A 14,426-nucleotide genomic window follows, 5' to 3' on the forward strand; every position below is an offset into this window, starting at 1 on the left:
GACGACGCTCTGGGATCCCCGGTTGATGACCGGTCACGCGCCGGACGGGCCGGGCCTGCTGCGCAACTTCGTCGGCGGCGAGTTCGTCGCGGCCGGCAAGACCTTCACCAAGGCCAGCCCGGTGACCGGGGAACCGGTCTTCGAGGTGGCCGAGGCCGACCGGTCCACGGTGGACGACGCGGTGGCCGCCGCCCGGGCGGCGCTGCGCGGGCCGTGGGGCCGCCTCGGCGAGCGGGAGCGGGCCGAGGTGTTGCGCCGGGTCGCCGACGAGCTGGAACGCCGCTTCGACGACCTGGTCACCGCGGAGGTGGCCGACACCGGCAAGGCCATCTCGCAGGCCCGCACCCTGGACATCCCGCGCGGGGCGGCCAACTTCCGGGCCTTCGCCGAGATCGTGGCGACCGCGCCGACCGAGTCGTTCACCACGGTCACCCCGACCGGCGGCCGGGCGCTGAACTACGCGGTCCGCAAGCCGGTCGGGGTGGTCGCGGTCATCGTGCCGTGGAACCTGCCGCTGCTGCTCCTCACCTGGAAGGTCGCCCCGGCGCTGGCCTGCGGCAACGCGGTGGTGGTGAAGCCGAGCGAGGAGACGCCCGCCTCGGCGGCGCTGCTCGCCGAGGTGATGGCCGCCGCCGGGGTGCCGGCCGGGGTGTTCAACCTGGTGCACGGCTTCGGCCCGGACTCGGCCGGGGAGTTCCTCACCCGGCACCCGGACGTCGACGCGATCACCTTCACCGGCGAGTCGGCCACCGGCAGCGCCATCATGCGGGCCGCCGCCGACGGGGTGAAGGCGGTCTCCTTCGAACTGGGCGGCAAGAACGCCGGGCTGGTCTTCGCGGACGCCGACCTGGACGCGGCGGTGGCCGGCTCGGTGCGGTCCAGCTTCACCAACGGCGGTCAGGTCTGCCTCTGCACCGAACGCATCTACGTGCAGCGGCCGGTCTTCGCCGAGTTCACCGAGCGGCTGGCGAAGCGGGCCGCGGATCTGGCGTACGGGTGGCCGGCCGACGAGGCCACGGTGAACATGCCGCTGATCTCGCACACCCACCGGGACAAGGTGCTCGGCCACTACGCCCTGGCCCGCACCGAGGGCGCCGAGGTGCTGACCGGCGGCGGGGTGCCGGCGTTCGGCGACGCCCGCGACGGCGGGGCGTACGTGCAGCCGACGGTGCTCACCGGGCTCGGCCCGGACGCCCGGACCAACCGCGAGGAGATCTTCGGCCCGGTGGTGCACGTGGCCCCGTTCGACACCGAGGAGGAGGCGTACGCGCTGGCCAACGGCACCGAGTACGGCCTGGCGGCGGCGGTGTGGACCCGGGACGTCGGCCGCGCGCACCGGGCCGGGGCCCGGCTGGACGCCGGCATCGTCTGGGTGAACACCTGGTTCCTGCGCGACCTGCGCACCCCGTTCGGCGGGGTGAAGGCGTCCGGCATCGGGCGCGAGGGCGGCGTGCACTCGCTGGACTTCTACTCCGAACTCACCAACGTCTGCGTGGACCTGTCATGAGCGAGCGCAGCGAGCGAATCATCCGGCGCAGTGCGGTGGAGCCTCATGTCGGCTCCGAGCGGAGCGAGGAGCCGACATGAGCGATTACGAGGCCGCGGCCCGGGAACTGGTCGCGGCGCGGGAGAGCGGCAAGCCCTGCCCGCCGCTGCGCGGGCGGCTGCTGCCCGAGGGGGACGTCACGTCCGCGTACGTGGTGCAGCAGCTCCAGGTGCGGCAGTGGCTGCAGCGGGGCCACCGGCGGGTGGGCGCGAAGATCGGGCTGACCTCCCGGGCGGTGCAGGAGAGCTTCGGCGTCTACCAGCCGGACTTCGGCGTGCTGCTGGACAGCATGGCGGTGCCCGACGGTGCGGAGGTCGGCCTGGACCGGCTGCTCCAGCCCCGGGTGGAGGCGGAGGTCGCCTTCGTGCTCGGCGCCGACCTGCCCGACGAGCGGGTCACCACGGCCGACCTGACCCGCGCGGTGGACCACGTGCTGCCGGCGATCGAGATCGTCGACTCCCGGGTGGCCGGCTGGGACATCTCCATCGTGGACACCGTCGCCGACAACGCCTCGAGCGGGCTGTTCGTGCTCGGCACCACGCCGCGCCGGCTCACCGACGTGGACCTGCGGCTCTGCGGGATGGTGCTGGAACACGCGGGGGAGCCGGTCTCGGTCGGCGCCGGGGCGGCCTGCCTGGGCAACCCGCTGCACGCGCTGGAGTGGCTGGCCCGCACGATGGCCCGCTCCGGCGACCCGCTGCGCGCCGGTGACGTGGTGCTCTCCGGGGCACTCGGCCCGATGGTGCCGGTCACCCCCGGGGCGGCGTACGAGGCCCGGATCTCCGGCCTCGGCTCGGTCCGGACCTGTTTCTCGTCGTCGGAGGGGGCGTCGTGAGCGCGCGAAGTGAGTCCGCGAGCCCCGCGGTCGCGAACGGAGGGCACAGCATGACCGTCGGGGTGGCGGTGCTCGGGTCCGGCAACATCGGCACCGACCTGATGATCAAAGTGCTGCGGCTCTCCGAGTCGCTGCGGATGGTGGCGATGGCCGGCATCGACCCCGGGTCGGACGGCCTGGCCCGGGCCCGGCGGCTCGGCGTGGCCACCACCGCCGACGGCGTGGACGGCCTGGTGGCGATGCCCGAGTTCGCCGACGTCGACCTGGTCTTCGACGCCACCTCGGCCGGCGCGCACCGGCGCCACCACGAGGTGCTGCGCGCGCACGGCCGGACGCTGATCGACCTGACCCCGGCCGCCGTCGGCCCGTACGTGGTGCCGCCGGTCAACCTGGACGAGCACCTGCACGAAACCAACGTCAACATGGTCACCTGCGGCGGGCAGGCCACCGTGCCGATCGTCGCCGCGGTCGGCCGGGTGACCCCGGTGGCGTACGGGGAGATCGTCGCCTCGATCGCCTCGAAATCGGCCGGGCCGGGCACCCGGGCCAACATCGACGAGTTCACCGAGACCACCGCCCGGGCGATCGAGGTGGTCGGTGGCGCCGAGCGGGGCAAGGCGATCATCGTGCTGAACCCGGCCGACCCGCCGCTGCTGATGCGGGACACCGTCTACTGCCTCTGCCCGGACGCCGACGCCGACCGGGCCGCGATCGCCGCCTCCGTCGCCGAGATGGTGGCGACCGTCCAGGAGTACGTCCCCGGCTACCGGCTCAAGCAGGACGTGCAGTTCGACCGGGTGGACAGCTACGTGCCGGCGCTGGGCCGGCAGCTGACCGGGTTGCAGGTCTCGGTCTTCCTGGAGGTCTCCGGCGCCGGGCACTACCTGCCCGCGTACGCCGGGAACCTGGACATCATGACCTCGGCCGCGCTGCGGACCGCCGAGCGGCTGGTCGCCCTGCGGACGGCGCCCACGACGGAGGTGGCCGCGCGATGACCGATCTCTACATCCAGGACGTGACGCTGCGCGACGGCATGCACGCCATCGCCCACCGCTACACCGTCGAGCAGGTGCGCACCATCGCCGCCGCGCTGGACGCGGCCGGGGTGGCCGCCATCGAGGTGGCGCACGGCGACGGCCTCGCCGGCTCCAGCGTCAACTACGGCCACGGCGCGGCCAGCGACGCCGAGTGGATCGCGGCGGCCGCCGAGGTGATGACCAACGCGAAGCTCACCACGCTGCTGCTGCCCGGCATCGGCACCATCGCCGACCTGAAGGCGGCGAAGGCGCTCGGGGTGACCAGCGTGCGGATCGCCACCCACTGCACCGAGGCGGACATCTCGGCCCAGCACATCTCCTGGGCCCGGGAGAACGGCATGGACGTCGCCGGCTTCCTGATGATGTCGCACATGAACGACCCGGCCGGGCTGGCCGGGCAGGCCAAGCTGATGGAGTCGTACGGGGCGCACTGCGTCTACGTCACCGACTCCGGCGGCCGGCTGCTGATGTCCGACGTGGCCGAGCGGATCGACGCGTACCGGCAGGTGCTGGAGCCGGAGACGCAGATCGGCATCCACGCGCACCACAACCTGTCGCTGGGCGTGGCCAACAGCGTGGTGGCGGTGGAGCACGGCCGGATCCTCGGCACCGGGCCGCTCGGGTCGCCGCACGGGCGGACCGTCCGGGTGGACGCCTCGCTGGCCGGCCAGGGCGCCGGGGCCGGCAACGCTCCGCTGGAGGTCTTCGTCGCGGTCGCCGAGCTGCACGGCTGGAAGCACGGCTGCGACGTGTTTGCCCTGATGGACGCGGCCGACGACCTGGTCCGTCCGTTGCAGGACCGGCCGGTGCAGGTCGACCGGGAGACGCTCTCGCTGGGCTACGCCGGGGTCTACTCCAGCTTCCTGCGGCACGCCGAGCGCGCCTCGGCGAAGTACGGCGTGGACGTCCGGTCGATCCTGGTCGAGCTGGGCCGGCGCCGGATGGTGGGCGGCCAGGAGGACATGATCGTGGACGTGGCGCTGGACCTGGCCGGCCGCCGCGAGGAGGGGACGGCATGATCGGTCCGGACACCGCCGGGATCGCCGAGCGGTTGGGTGTGGCGGCGGACACCGCCACCGCGATCCCGCAGCTCGCCGCCGAGACCGGGTTGGACGTCGACGGCGCGTACGCGGTGCAGACCGCGCTGCTGCAACGCCGGATCGACCGGGGTGAGCGGCTGGTCGGGCTGAAGATGGGGCTGACCAGCAAGGCGAAGATGGCCCAGGTCGGCGTGGACGAGGTGATCTGGGGCCGGCTCACCGACGTGATGCGGGTGCCCGACGGGGGCACCGTCGACCCGGCCGACTACATCCACCCGCGGGTCGAGCCGGAGGTGGCGTTCCTGCTCGACCGGATGCCGCAACCGGGCGAGCCGGTCGGCGAGTTCCGGGACGCGGTCCGCGCGGTCGCGCCGGCCATCGAGCTGATCGACTCCCGGTACGCCAACTTCACCTTCTCGCTGCCCGACGTGATCGCCGACAACACCTCGGCCGCCGCGTTCGTGGTCGGCCCGTGGTCACCGGTGCCGGACGGGCTGGACAACCTCGGCGTGCTGCTGGAGGTCGACGGCCGGGTGGCGCAGGTCGGTTCGACCGCGGCCATCCTCGGCGACCCGCGCCGGGCGTTGGACGAGGGGATCCGGCTGGCCGGCCGGCACGGGGTGCGGATGCACTCCGGCTGGGTCTTCCTGGCCGGGGCGGCCACCGCCGCGGTGCCGCTGCGTCCTGGTGCCCACGTCCGGGCCGTCGTCGAGAAGCTCGGCACCGCGTCGCTGCGGGCGTCGTCATGAGCGACGGCGCGAAGGTGGTGGCCGGCAAGGCCGTGCCGCGAGGGGCTTTTCCGCACGTCAAGGTGGCGGGTGGGTTCGTCTTCGTCTCCGGTACGTCGTCCCGGCGGCCGGACAACACCTTCGCCGGCGTCGAGGTGGACGAGTTCGGCACCACCAACCTGGACATCCGGGTGCAGACCCGGGCCGTGATCGAGAACATCCGGGACCTGCTGCGCTCGGTCGGCGCCGACCTGTCCGACCTCGTGCAGGTCACCTCGTACCTGGTGAACATGAACGACTTCGGCGGCTACAACGAGGTGTGGGCCGAGTACTTCGACGCCACCGGGCCGACCCGCACCACCGTCGCCGTGCACCAGTTGCCGCACCCGCACCTGCTCATCGAGATTCAGGCCGTGGCCCTTCTTCCCTCAGGAGGTCAGTCGTGAGCGAGATCGCCGAACCGTTCAGCTTTCCCGGGTGGATCGCGGAGCACCAGCACCTGCTCAAGCCACCGGTGGGCAACAAGGAGATGCTGCCGGGCAGCGACGACTTCATCGTCATGGTCGTCGGCGGCCCGAACCAGCGCACCGACTTCCACGTCGACCCGTACGAGGAGTTCTTCTACCAGGTCAAGGGCAACATGCACGTCAACCTGATGACCCCGGAGGGGCCGCGGACGGTGCACATCCGCGAGGGTCAGATGTGGATGCTGCCGCGCAACATGCCGCACTCGCCGCAGCGGCCGGAGGCCGGCTCGATCGGGATGGTGATCGAGCGGGTCCGCGAGGAGGGCACGCTGGAGAAGTTCCAGTGGTACTGCCCCGAGTGCGGGCACAAGGTGCACGAGGTGGAGCTCCAGGTACGCGACATCGCCGCCGACCTGCCCCCGGTCTTCCAGGCCTTCTACACCGACGAGAACGCGCGGACCTGCGACAACTGCGGCGCGCTGCATCCGGGGAAGGGCTGATGGCCGCTGCCGGCTCGGTCGACCGGTCAGCCGACGAGGTTCGGCCGGTTCGGTCCCCGGTGGTGGACGTGCACACGCACGTCGTACCGAAGGGATGGCCGGACCTCGGCGTCGCGTGCGGCGGGTCCGGCTGGCCCTGGCTGCGGGTCGACTCCGAACGCGCCGCCATGATCATGGTGGGCGAGACGGAGTTCCGCCCGATCGGCGCGTCCTGCTGGGACGCGCCGACCCGGCTGGCGGACATGGCCGCCGACGGCGTCGACCTGCAGGTCGTCTCGCCCACCCCGGTCTTCTTCAGCTACGACCGCCCCGCCGACCAGGCGGCGAAGGTGGCGCGGATCTTCAACGACCTCGCCCTGGAGGTCGCCGCGGCCGGCGGCGGGCGGCTGGTGCCGTTCTGCCAGGTGCCGTTGCAGGATCCGGCGGCCGCCTGCGCCGAGCTGGACCGCTGCCTGGCCGCCGGGCACGTCGGCGTCGAGATCGGCAACCACGTCGGTGACCGCGACCTGGACGACGGCGGCATCGTCGAGTTCCTCACCCACTGCGCCCGGGTGGGCGCGCCGGTCTTCGTTCACCCGTGGGACATGCCCGGCGGCCCCCGGCTGGACCGGTGGATGGCCCGCTGGCTCACCGGCATGCCGGCCGAGACCCACCTGTCGGTGCTGGCGCTGATCCTCGGCGGCGTCTTCGACCGGGTGCCGGAGACACTGCGGATCTGCTTCGCGCACGGCGGCGGCAGCTTCCCGTTCTGGCTGGGCCGGGCCGACAACGCCTGGCACCGCCGCGGCGACCTCGTCCGGGGCTCCTCGACCGCCCCGCCCAGCGCCTACGTCGACCGGTTCTGCGTCGACTCGGTGGTCTTCGAGCCGGCCGCGCTGCGGCTGCTGGTCGACACCATGGGGGAGGACCGGGTGCTGGTCGGCAGCGACTACCCGTACCCGCTGGGCGAACGCCCGGTCGGCCAGGTCGTCCGCAAGGCCGATTTCCTCACCCCCGAGCAGCGCGACAAGCTCCTCGGCGGCAACGCCCTGCGCTTTCTCGGTACGTTGGGTATATAAGAGCAGAGGGTTGGTATATACTCACGGCGTGAAGACTGTCATCGATCTTGACGATGAGCTGCTCGAACGCGCCCGACGGGAGCTTGGCACGAAGAGCAAGAAGGACACCATTCACGCGGCCCTCCGGCTCGTGGCGGAACGGGGCGAGCGGCTGGAGGCGATCCGGGAACTGCTGTCGATCGACCGCGACTGGACGGGCATCGTCGACGACGACAAGGTGCCCGACGGCGAGAAGGATGCGGCGTGACGGTCCCGGGAGGGCTCTACCTGATCGACACCTCGGCCTGGGCTCGCCTTCGCCTGCCTGTGGTCCGCAAGCGGGTGACCGCCGTCCTGGAGGAAGGGCTGGCCGCGACCTGTCTGCCGCTCGACCTCGAGGACGGCCGCAGCGCCCGCGACTCCCGCGACGCCATGGCGATCCGCGCCCGCCGCGCCCAGTTGATGGTGGACCTGCCCGTCACGGCCGCGGTGTCGACCCGCGCCCGTGACCTTCAGCTGGCGTTGACCGCACGAGGTCATCACCGCGCCGCCAGTCCGGTCGACCTCACGGTCGCCGCGGTCGCGGCTGAATACTCCGCAACGGTTCTGCACTACGACCGCGACTTCGACCTGCTGGCCGAGGTAGGGGGCCCGCGCTCCGAATGGGTGGCCCCGCCCGGGACCCTTTAGCACGCCGTGTCAGCGCGGCAAAGACGGGAGGAACCGGGCAGGATGAGGGGATGGCCGAGCCGCACGACCTGACCGCGCTGGAGCAGGCCGCCGCGATCGCCGGCGGCGAGCTGTCCAGCGTGGAACTCGTCGAGCACCACCTGCACCGGGTCGCCGCGCTCGGCGACACGGTCGGGGCGTTCGTCACCGTCACGGCGGAGCTGGCCCGGACGGCCGCCCGGGCCGCCGACGCGGTGCCGGTCGACCGGCGTGGGCCGCTGCACGGCGTACCCACCGCGATCAAGGACCTGACCCTCACCGCCGGGGTGCGGACCACCTTCGGGTCGGCCGCCTTCGCCGACTTCGTGCCGCCGGTGGACGCCGACGTGGTCCGCTTCATGCGCGCCGCCGGGCTGGTCAGCCTCGGCAAGACCACCACCTCCGAGCTGGGCTGTTCGCTCTACTCGGAGGGGCTGGTCGCGCCGCCGGCCCGCAACCCGTGGAACCTGGCGTACACCGCGGGCGGCTCCAGCGGGGGCGCGGCTGCGGCGGTGGCGGCCGGGCTGGTGCCGGTGGCGCAGGGTTCCGACGGTGGCGGCTCGCTGCGCATCCCGGCGTCGCTCTGCGGCCTGATCGGCTACAAGCCCAGCCGCGGCCTGGTCTCCGGCGGCCCGCTCGGTTTCGGCGCGTTCGGGCTGCCCACCAGCGGACCGATCGGGCGGACCGTGGCCGACGTGGCGGCGCTGCTCGACGTGCTGGCGCAGCCGGTGCCGGGGGAGCCGTACCTGCCGCCGCTGCCGCCCGCCGGCGGCTACCTGGCCGCGGCCCGGCAGGCCGCTCCCGGCCGGCTGCGGGTCGGCCGGTTCACCGCCCCGATGCTCGCCGACGAGCCGGTCCACCCGGACTGCGTGGCCGCCGTGGACCGGGCCGCCGCGCTGCTCACCGCGGCCGGGCACGAGGTGGTCGAGGTGCCGTCGCCGCTCGGGCCGGCGGCGTGGCCGCTGTTCGAGATCGTCTGGTACGTCCTGGCGCTCGCCCCGGTGCCGCCGGAGCTGGAGAGCCGGCTGCTGCCGCTGACCCGCCACCTGCGGGCCCGGGGCGCGGAGATCTCCGCGGCCACCCTCACCACCACGCTCGGCGAACTCCAGGCACAGGTACGCCTCGGGGTGCACCGCACCGCCGGCTGCGACCTGCTGCTCTGCCCCACCCTCGCCGCGCCGCAGGCGCCCGTTGGGTGGTTCACCGAGGGCGGCGACCCGGCCGAGGATTTCGACCGGCAACGCCGGTTCTCGCCGTACTGCGCCATCTTCAACGTCACCGGCGATCCGTCCGTTTCGCTGCCGGTGGGCGTGACCGCCGAAGGACTGCCGGTCGGGGTGCTGCTGACCGGTCGGTACGGCGACGACGCGCGGCTGATCGCCACGGCTGCGCAACTGGAGAACTCCAGTGGCGGGTGGGATCGCCACCCCGCAATCTGGCGGGCCGTCGGCTCCGCTAACGTGAATGGCAGCGGAGTCGGGCGGTCGGCGCCATGATCGTCCACCCGACCCGGATGCTCTGGTCTCTCTTTCCGCCTGGGGGCGTTGGGATTGTCTGTTACCGAGACGTTGCTGGTCTTCGTCGGCATCCCGGCGGCCGCGGTGCTGGTGATCGCCGGTCTGGCGTACGCCGGTAGCCGTGGCGGCGGTGGCGGCGCCAAGCGCTACCGGCCGGGTCGGCCCTTCGACTTCACTCCGGTCTGGTTCCTGGCCCGTCCGGAGCAGCTGGCCGACTCGGCCGGCACCGCCCTGGCAGCGGGCGCCCAGGCGCCGGCGCTGACCAGTCGCAAGCAGGAGCAGGCCGGCGAGATGGCGCCGGCCGGTGGAACCGGAGGCGCAAGTGACCGTTGGTGAGAAGCAGGCCGGGCCGGACAGTCCGCCCGAGGTGCTGGACGGGCCGTTCTCGACCCGGCAGCTGCTGCGCATCGACGAGGCGCTCCGACTGGCCGACCAGAACACCGGCCTGGTCTTCTCGGTCTTCGTCGGCGGTCTCGACGAGCCGAGCCGGGAGCACGCCGAGCGGCTGCACCGCCAGCTCGCCGAGCCCGACAAGTCGGTGCTGATCGCGGTCTCGCCCAACCAGCGCCAGCTGGAGATCGTCACCGGCCGGTACGCGCGCAAGCGCATCCCGGACACGTACGCCAAGCTGGCCGCACTCTCCATGGTCGCGGCGTTCGGCGGCGGTGACCTGGCCGGCGGCATCATCAACGGCCTGGACCAGCTGGCCAGCCACGCCGGCAAGGGCTGAGCCCACCCGTACGACGAAAGCCCGGCCCGCGTCCGACGCGGGCCGGGCTTCGCAGTGTCGCGGACCGGGTGACCGGCTCGGCACACGCGCGGGTGCGGCGATCAGCGCGGCCAGAGGCCCGGGTCGAGCCTCATCGGCCAGGGCTCGGCGACCTCGACCGGGTCGTCCGGCCCCACCGTGCCGAGCAGCACGTAGTGGTCGTCCTTGCCGAGCTCGTAGCGGTAGACGACCGGCCCGAAGTCGCTGCGTTCCACCCGCCAGTAGAAGGAGATGCCGGCCTCGGCGTACAGCGCGGGCTTGGTGAACCGGTCGTGCCGGCGGCTGCCCGGCGACTCGACCTCGACGACGAGCCCGATGTCGGTCGCCTCGGCCCACATCCGCTCCCGCGGCGCACCGGGCTTCAGGACCGTGACGTCCGGGATGAGGTTGCCGCCCGGAACCCGTACGCCGATCTCCCGGATCACCCGCCATGCCGGCGGCGCCACCTGGCGCAACGCCATCCGGATGTCGTCCGCCAGCTCGTGGTGGTCGGGCCCGGCGGGTGGGGTCACGTGCAGGCTCCCGTCGATGATCTCGTAGCGGTTCCCGTCGTCTGGCAGGTCGAGGAGATCCTGCTCCCGCCACCCGCGCTCGGGTGGGCGCCACTCGTAGCTCGGCTGGGCCATCACGTCCACCTCCTCCCGACACGATAACGGCCGGGGCCGGCGGGGGCTTCCGCCCACGCCGGCCCCGGCCGGTCACGCCGACTCAGGCGCTCCGGGCGTCCTTGGCGCGCGCCTTGAGAGCGCGGACCACGCCGTCGCGGCCCTCGGCGACCAGCCGGCGCAGCGGGCCCGGGTGGCCGTCGGCCGCCAGCCAGGCGTCGGTGGCCGCCACCGTGTCGTCCTCGACCAGGTACGCCGGGTACGCCAGCTGCGCGAACTCCTGGGCCGGCTCGCTGTCCCGGCTGGCCCACACCTGGCCCACCGCGGCGAAGTACTTCTCCCGGTAGGGCGCGACCAGCTCGACCTGCGCCGGGTGGGTCAGGCCCTGCAGCAGTGCCCGGTGCCGCCAGTTCGGCAGCGCCTCCGGGCCGGTCAGCTGCGCCCAGACGGCGGCCTTGTTCTCCGCCGTCGGCACCAGCGCGTGCGCGTACGCGGCCTCCCGCTCGCCGCTGGCGGTGCGGTCGGCGGCCAGCTCGGCCTCGATCTCGGCCGGGCCGGCCGCGCCGTTGGCCACCAGCGCACCGAGGACTGCCCAGCGCAGTTCGGTGTCGACGGTGAGGCCGGTCGGCACCTCGCCGCCCGCCAGCCAGCCGCGCAGCGCGGCCAGGTCCTCCGCGGAGCGGGCCGCCGAGGCGTACGCCCGGGCCCAGGCGAGCTGGAAGCCGCTGCCCGGCTCCGCGGCGGCCAGCGCCGCGCGGGCGGTACGGGCCAGCTCGGCCCAGCCGGTCGGCGCCCAGGCCGGGTCGGCATAGAAGGTGAGCGTGGTGGTGGCCTGGCGCAGCGTCGCGGTGACCAGGTTGATGTCGGTCTCGGCGGGCAGCCCGGCCAGCACCAGCGCCACGTAGTCGCGGGCGGCCAGCTCGGCGTCCCGGGTCATGTCCCAGGCCGCCGTCCAGCAGAGTGCGCGGGCCAGCGACGACTCCAGGCCGGCGATGTGCTGCACCACTGTCGCCATCGACCGCTCGTCCAGCCGCAGCTTGGTGTAGGTGAGGTCGTCGTCGTTGAGCAGCAGCACGTCGGCGGCGCGCACCCCGCGCAGCTCGGCCAGCTCGGTCCGCTCGCCGGTCACGTCCACCTCGAGCCGCTCGCGGCGCACCAGCCGCCCGTCGGTGAGGTCGTAGAGGCCCACCCCGATCCGGTGGGTACGCAGCGTCGGGTGCCCGGCCGGGGCCTCCTGCCGGATCACCACCTGCTGGTACGCGCCGTCGGTGTCGATCGTCACCTCGGGGCGCAGCGTGTTGACCTGCGCGGTCTCCAGCCACTGGGCGGCGAACTTGCGCAGCTCCCGGCCGGAGGCCGCCTCCAGCTCGGAGAGCAGGTCGTCGAAGGTGGCGTTGCCCCAGGCGTGCTTGCCGAAGTACGTCCGCAGACCGGCCAGGAACGGCTCCTCGCCCACGTACGCGACCAGCTGCTTGAGCACGCTGGCGCCCTTGGCGTAGGTGATGCCGTCGAAGTTGACCTCGACCGCCTCCAGGTCGGGCATTTCGCAGTAGACCGGGTGGGTGGAGGAGAGCTGGTCCTGCCGGTAGCCCCAGTTCTTCCGGATGGACAGGAAGGTCGTCCACGCGTCGGTGAACCGGGTGGCGTGGGTGTTGCACCAGTGGCTGGCCCACTCGGCGAACGACTCGTTCAACCACAGGTCGTTCCACCAGCGCATGGTGACCAGGTCACCGAACCACATGTGCGCCAGCTCGTGCAGGATCGTGTTCGCCCGCTGCTCGTACTCGAAGTCGGTGACCTGGGAGCGGAAGATGTAGTGCGACTCGGCGTGGGTGACGCAGCCGAAGTTCTCCATCGCGCCGGCGTTGAAGTCGGGCACCCAGAGCTGGTCGTACTTGGGCAGCGGGTAGCGGACGCCGAACTTCTCGTGGAAGAAGTCGAAGCCCTGCTTGGTGATCAGGAAGAGGTCGTCGGCGTCCAGGTACTGGGCCATCGACGCCCGGCAGAACACGCCCAGCTCGATGCCGTCGTGGCTGTCCCGCACCTCGTGGTACGGGCCGGCGCAGAGCGCGGTGATGTAGGTGCTCATCCGGGCCGACTCGGCGAAGTGGACGGTCTTCAGGCCCTCGCCGGCCGGCTCCTCGCGCGCCACCGGCATGTTCGACACCACCCGCCAGTGGTCGGGGACGGTGGCCCGCCAGGTGTAGACGCTCTTCAGGTCGGGCTGGTCGAAGCAGGCGTAGACCCGCTGCGCGTCGGCCGTCTCGAACTGGCTGTAGAGGTAGGTCTCGCCGTCGACCGGGTCGACCGTGCGGTGCAGCCCCTGCCCGCTGTTGGAGTACGCGAAGTCGGCGTCGACCACCAGGACGTTCTCGCTGTCCAGGCCGGACAGCGTCAGGCCCTTCTCGGCGGACCAGTCGCCCAGGTCGACCGGCTCGCCGTTCAGCGTCGCCGAGCGCACCGAGTCGGCGGCCACCTCGATGAAGGTGCTCGCGCCCGGCTCGGTACAGCGGAACCGGACCTCGGTGGTCGATCGGAAGGTGCGGCCCTCGGCCGCCTGGACGGCGCTCGACAGGTCCAGACTGATGTCATACCCGGTCACGTCGAGCAGGCGGGCCCGCTCGGTCGCCTCGACCTGCGTCAGGTTGCGCACTCCCGGCACGTTCGTCTCCATCCCACTCTCGCCGTACGCCGCGGCGGCGCCCGTCCGCCGGCCGCTCGTGGCGGCCGGTCGGAACCGAGTCTTGCATGCACCGGCGGCCCGCGGTGGTCGAGGTCACGCTCTCGTTCCGGTACCACGCCGCGGCGCCGGGGGCGAAGATCGGGGTGAGGCGCCGGAACCCCGGCGTCACCCGTCGTGAAGGGACCTCACCGTGACCGAGCGTGCCGCCGTCGACATGTGGTTCGACCCCCTCTGCCCGTGGGCGTGGATCACCTCCCGTTGGCTGCTGGAGGTCGAGCAGGTGCGGGACGTGGACATCCGCTTCCACGTGATGAGCCTGTCGGTGCTGAACGAGGGCCGCGAACTGCCCGAGCAGTACCAGGAGCTGATGCGGACCGGCTGGGGCCCGGTGCGGGTCTGCATCGCCGCGGAGCAGCGGCACGGCTCCGAGGTGCTGCGCAAGCTCTACACCGCCCTCGGCACCCGGATCCACCTGGGCAAGCAGAACCTCGGGCCGGAGCTGTACGCCGCCGCGCTGACCGACGCCGGGCTGGACCCGGCGCTGGCCGAGGTGGCCGGGAGCACCGAGTACGACGAGGCGCTGCGGGCCAGCCACGAGGCGGGGATGCGGCCGGTCGGCACCGACGTGGGCACCCCGGTCATCCACGCACCGGGCCCGGACGGCGGCCAGGTCGCCTTCTTCGGCCCGGTGGTCACCCCGGCGCCGAAGGGCGAGGCCGCCGGCCGCCTCTGGGACGGGGTCCTGCTGGTCTCCGCCACCCCCGGCTTCTTCGAGCTGAAGCGCTCCCGCGACGTCGACCCCATCTTCGACTGAGCCCTGCCCCCGCCGCCGCTCCCGCGCTGTCCGCGTTGATCAAGGGGTTCGGGTCGGGTCCGCGCCGGAACCTGACACGAACCCCTTGATCAACGGCGAAGGCCGGGGAGCGTGGGCAGGGGGTCGGGCGCGTGTGGGGC

16 protein-coding genes are annotated in these 14,426 nt (G+C 72.9%); 14 read left to right on the plus strand and 2 right to left on the minus strand.

Features of this window, described 5'->3' with window-relative positions:
• Positions 1 to 25: 25 nt before the first annotated feature.
• The 13 genes from DLJ47_RS22920 to DLJ47_RS22980 all read left to right on the plus strand — a co-directional run bounded on the left by DLJ47_RS22920 (position 26) and on the right by DLJ47_RS22980 (position 10,145).
• Positions 26 to 1,507 (plus strand): 2-hydroxymuconic semialdehyde dehydrogenase, encoded by a 1,482-nt coding sequence (locus DLJ47_RS22920; protein ID WP_109902630.1) that lies wholly within the window; start codon positions 26 to 28, stop codon positions 1,505 to 1,507.
• Positions 1,508 to 1,583: 76 nt separating this feature from the next.
• The gene (locus DLJ47_RS22925) at positions 1,584 to 2,381 is read left to right on the plus strand and encodes a 2-keto-4-pentenoate hydratase (RefSeq protein ID WP_109902590.1); all 798 of its coding nucleotides are present in this window, start codon (positions 1,584 to 1,586) and stop codon (positions 2,379 to 2,381) included.
• Positions 2,382 to 2,431: 50 nt separating this feature from the next.
• Complete coding sequence (locus DLJ47_RS22930) at positions 2,432 to 3,376, plus strand: acetaldehyde dehydrogenase (acetylating) (RefSeq protein WP_109902592.1); 945 nt, start codon at positions 2,432 to 2,434, stop codon at positions 3,374 to 3,376.
• Positions 3,373 to 4,437 (plus strand): 4-hydroxy-2-oxovalerate aldolase, encoded by a 1,065-nt coding sequence (gene dmpG, locus DLJ47_RS22935; protein ID WP_109902594.1) that lies wholly within the window; start codon positions 3,373 to 3,375, stop codon positions 4,435 to 4,437. The genes DLJ47_RS22930 and dmpG overlap by 4 nt, the downstream gene beginning before the upstream one ends.
• Complete coding sequence (locus tag DLJ47_RS22940; protein WP_109902596.1) at positions 4,434 to 5,207, plus strand: 2-keto-4-pentenoate hydratase; 774 nt, start codon at positions 4,434 to 4,436, stop codon at positions 5,205 to 5,207. The genes dmpG and DLJ47_RS22940 overlap by 4 nt, the downstream gene beginning before the upstream one ends.
• Positions 5,204 to 5,632: a RidA family protein gene (locus DLJ47_RS22945; RefSeq protein WP_109902598.1), complete on the plus strand. Its 429-nt coding sequence runs from the start codon at positions 5,204 to 5,206 to the stop codon at positions 5,630 to 5,632. Before DLJ47_RS22940 ends, DLJ47_RS22945 begins: the two co-directional genes overlap by 4 nt.
• On the plus strand, positions 5,629 to 6,153 hold the full coding sequence (locus DLJ47_RS22950) for a 3-hydroxyanthranilate 3,4-dioxygenase (RefSeq protein WP_088992337.1): 525 nt from the start codon (positions 5,629 to 5,631) through the stop codon (positions 6,151 to 6,153). The genes DLJ47_RS22945 and DLJ47_RS22950 overlap by 4 nt, the downstream gene beginning before the upstream one ends.
• Positions 6,153 to 7,211, plus strand: a complete 1,059-nt coding sequence (locus DLJ47_RS22955; RefSeq protein WP_109902600.1) for an amidohydrolase family protein — start codon at positions 6,153 to 6,155, stop codon at positions 7,209 to 7,211. The genes DLJ47_RS22950 and DLJ47_RS22955 overlap by 1 nt, the downstream gene beginning before the upstream one ends.
• Before the next feature lie 28 nt (positions 7,212 to 7,239).
• Complete coding sequence (locus DLJ47_RS22960; RefSeq protein ID WP_109902602.1) at positions 7,240 to 7,458, plus strand: type II toxin-antitoxin system VapB family antitoxin; 219 nt, start codon at positions 7,240 to 7,242, stop codon at positions 7,456 to 7,458.
• A complete protein-coding gene (locus DLJ47_RS22965) occupies positions 7,455 to 7,880 on the plus strand; it encodes a PIN domain-containing protein (RefSeq protein WP_109902604.1) in 426 nt (141 codons plus the stop codon). Before DLJ47_RS22960 ends, DLJ47_RS22965 begins: the two co-directional genes overlap by 4 nt.
• A gap of 50 nt (positions 7,881 to 7,930) precedes the next feature.
• Positions 7,931 to 9,394: an amidase gene (locus tag DLJ47_RS22970; RefSeq protein ID WP_109902606.1), complete on the plus strand. Its 1,464-nt coding sequence runs from the start codon at positions 7,931 to 7,933 to the stop codon at positions 9,392 to 9,394.
• A gap of 48 nt (positions 9,395 to 9,442) precedes the next feature.
• Complete coding sequence (gene ctaJ, locus DLJ47_RS22975; RefSeq protein WP_446723590.1) at positions 9,443 to 9,751, plus strand: aa3-type cytochrome oxidase subunit CtaJ; 309 nt, start codon at positions 9,443 to 9,445, stop codon at positions 9,749 to 9,751.
• Entirely contained in the window at positions 9,738 to 10,145 is a 408-nt protein-coding gene (locus DLJ47_RS22980; protein WP_109902608.1) for a DUF5130 family protein, read from the plus strand. Before ctaJ ends, DLJ47_RS22980 begins: the two co-directional genes overlap by 14 nt.
• A gap of 101 nt (positions 10,146 to 10,246) precedes the next feature.
• On the opposite strand, the gene DLJ47_RS22985 is transcribed toward DLJ47_RS22980, so the two are convergent.
• Together DLJ47_RS22985 and pepN are read right to left on the minus strand one after the other, a co-directional pair.
• Positions 10,247 to 10,810 (minus strand): Uma2 family endonuclease, encoded by a 564-nt coding sequence (locus DLJ47_RS22985; RefSeq protein WP_109902632.1) that lies wholly within the window; start codon positions 10,808 to 10,810, stop codon positions 10,247 to 10,249.
• An 82-nt stretch (positions 10,811 to 10,892) separates the two neighbouring features.
• Positions 10,893 to 13,442: an aminopeptidase N gene (gene pepN / locus DLJ47_RS22990; RefSeq protein WP_109902610.1), complete on the minus strand. Its 2,550-nt coding sequence runs from the start codon at positions 13,440 to 13,442 to the stop codon at positions 10,893 to 10,895.
• A 244-nt stretch (positions 13,443 to 13,686) separates the two neighbouring features.
• Here pepN and DLJ47_RS22995 point away from each other — a divergent pair, with 244 nt between their 5' ends.
• Complete coding sequence (locus DLJ47_RS22995) at positions 13,687 to 14,286, plus strand: mycothiol-dependent nitroreductase Rv2466c family protein (RefSeq protein WP_396775804.1); 600 nt, start codon at positions 13,687 to 13,689, stop codon at positions 14,284 to 14,286.
• Positions 14,287 to 14,426 lie beyond the last annotated feature (140 nt).

Source organism: Micromonospora sp. S4605 (assembly GCF_003176715.1).
Classification (GTDB): Bacteria; Actinomycetota; Actinomycetes; order Mycobacteriales; family Micromonosporaceae; genus Micromonospora; species Micromonospora echinaurantiaca.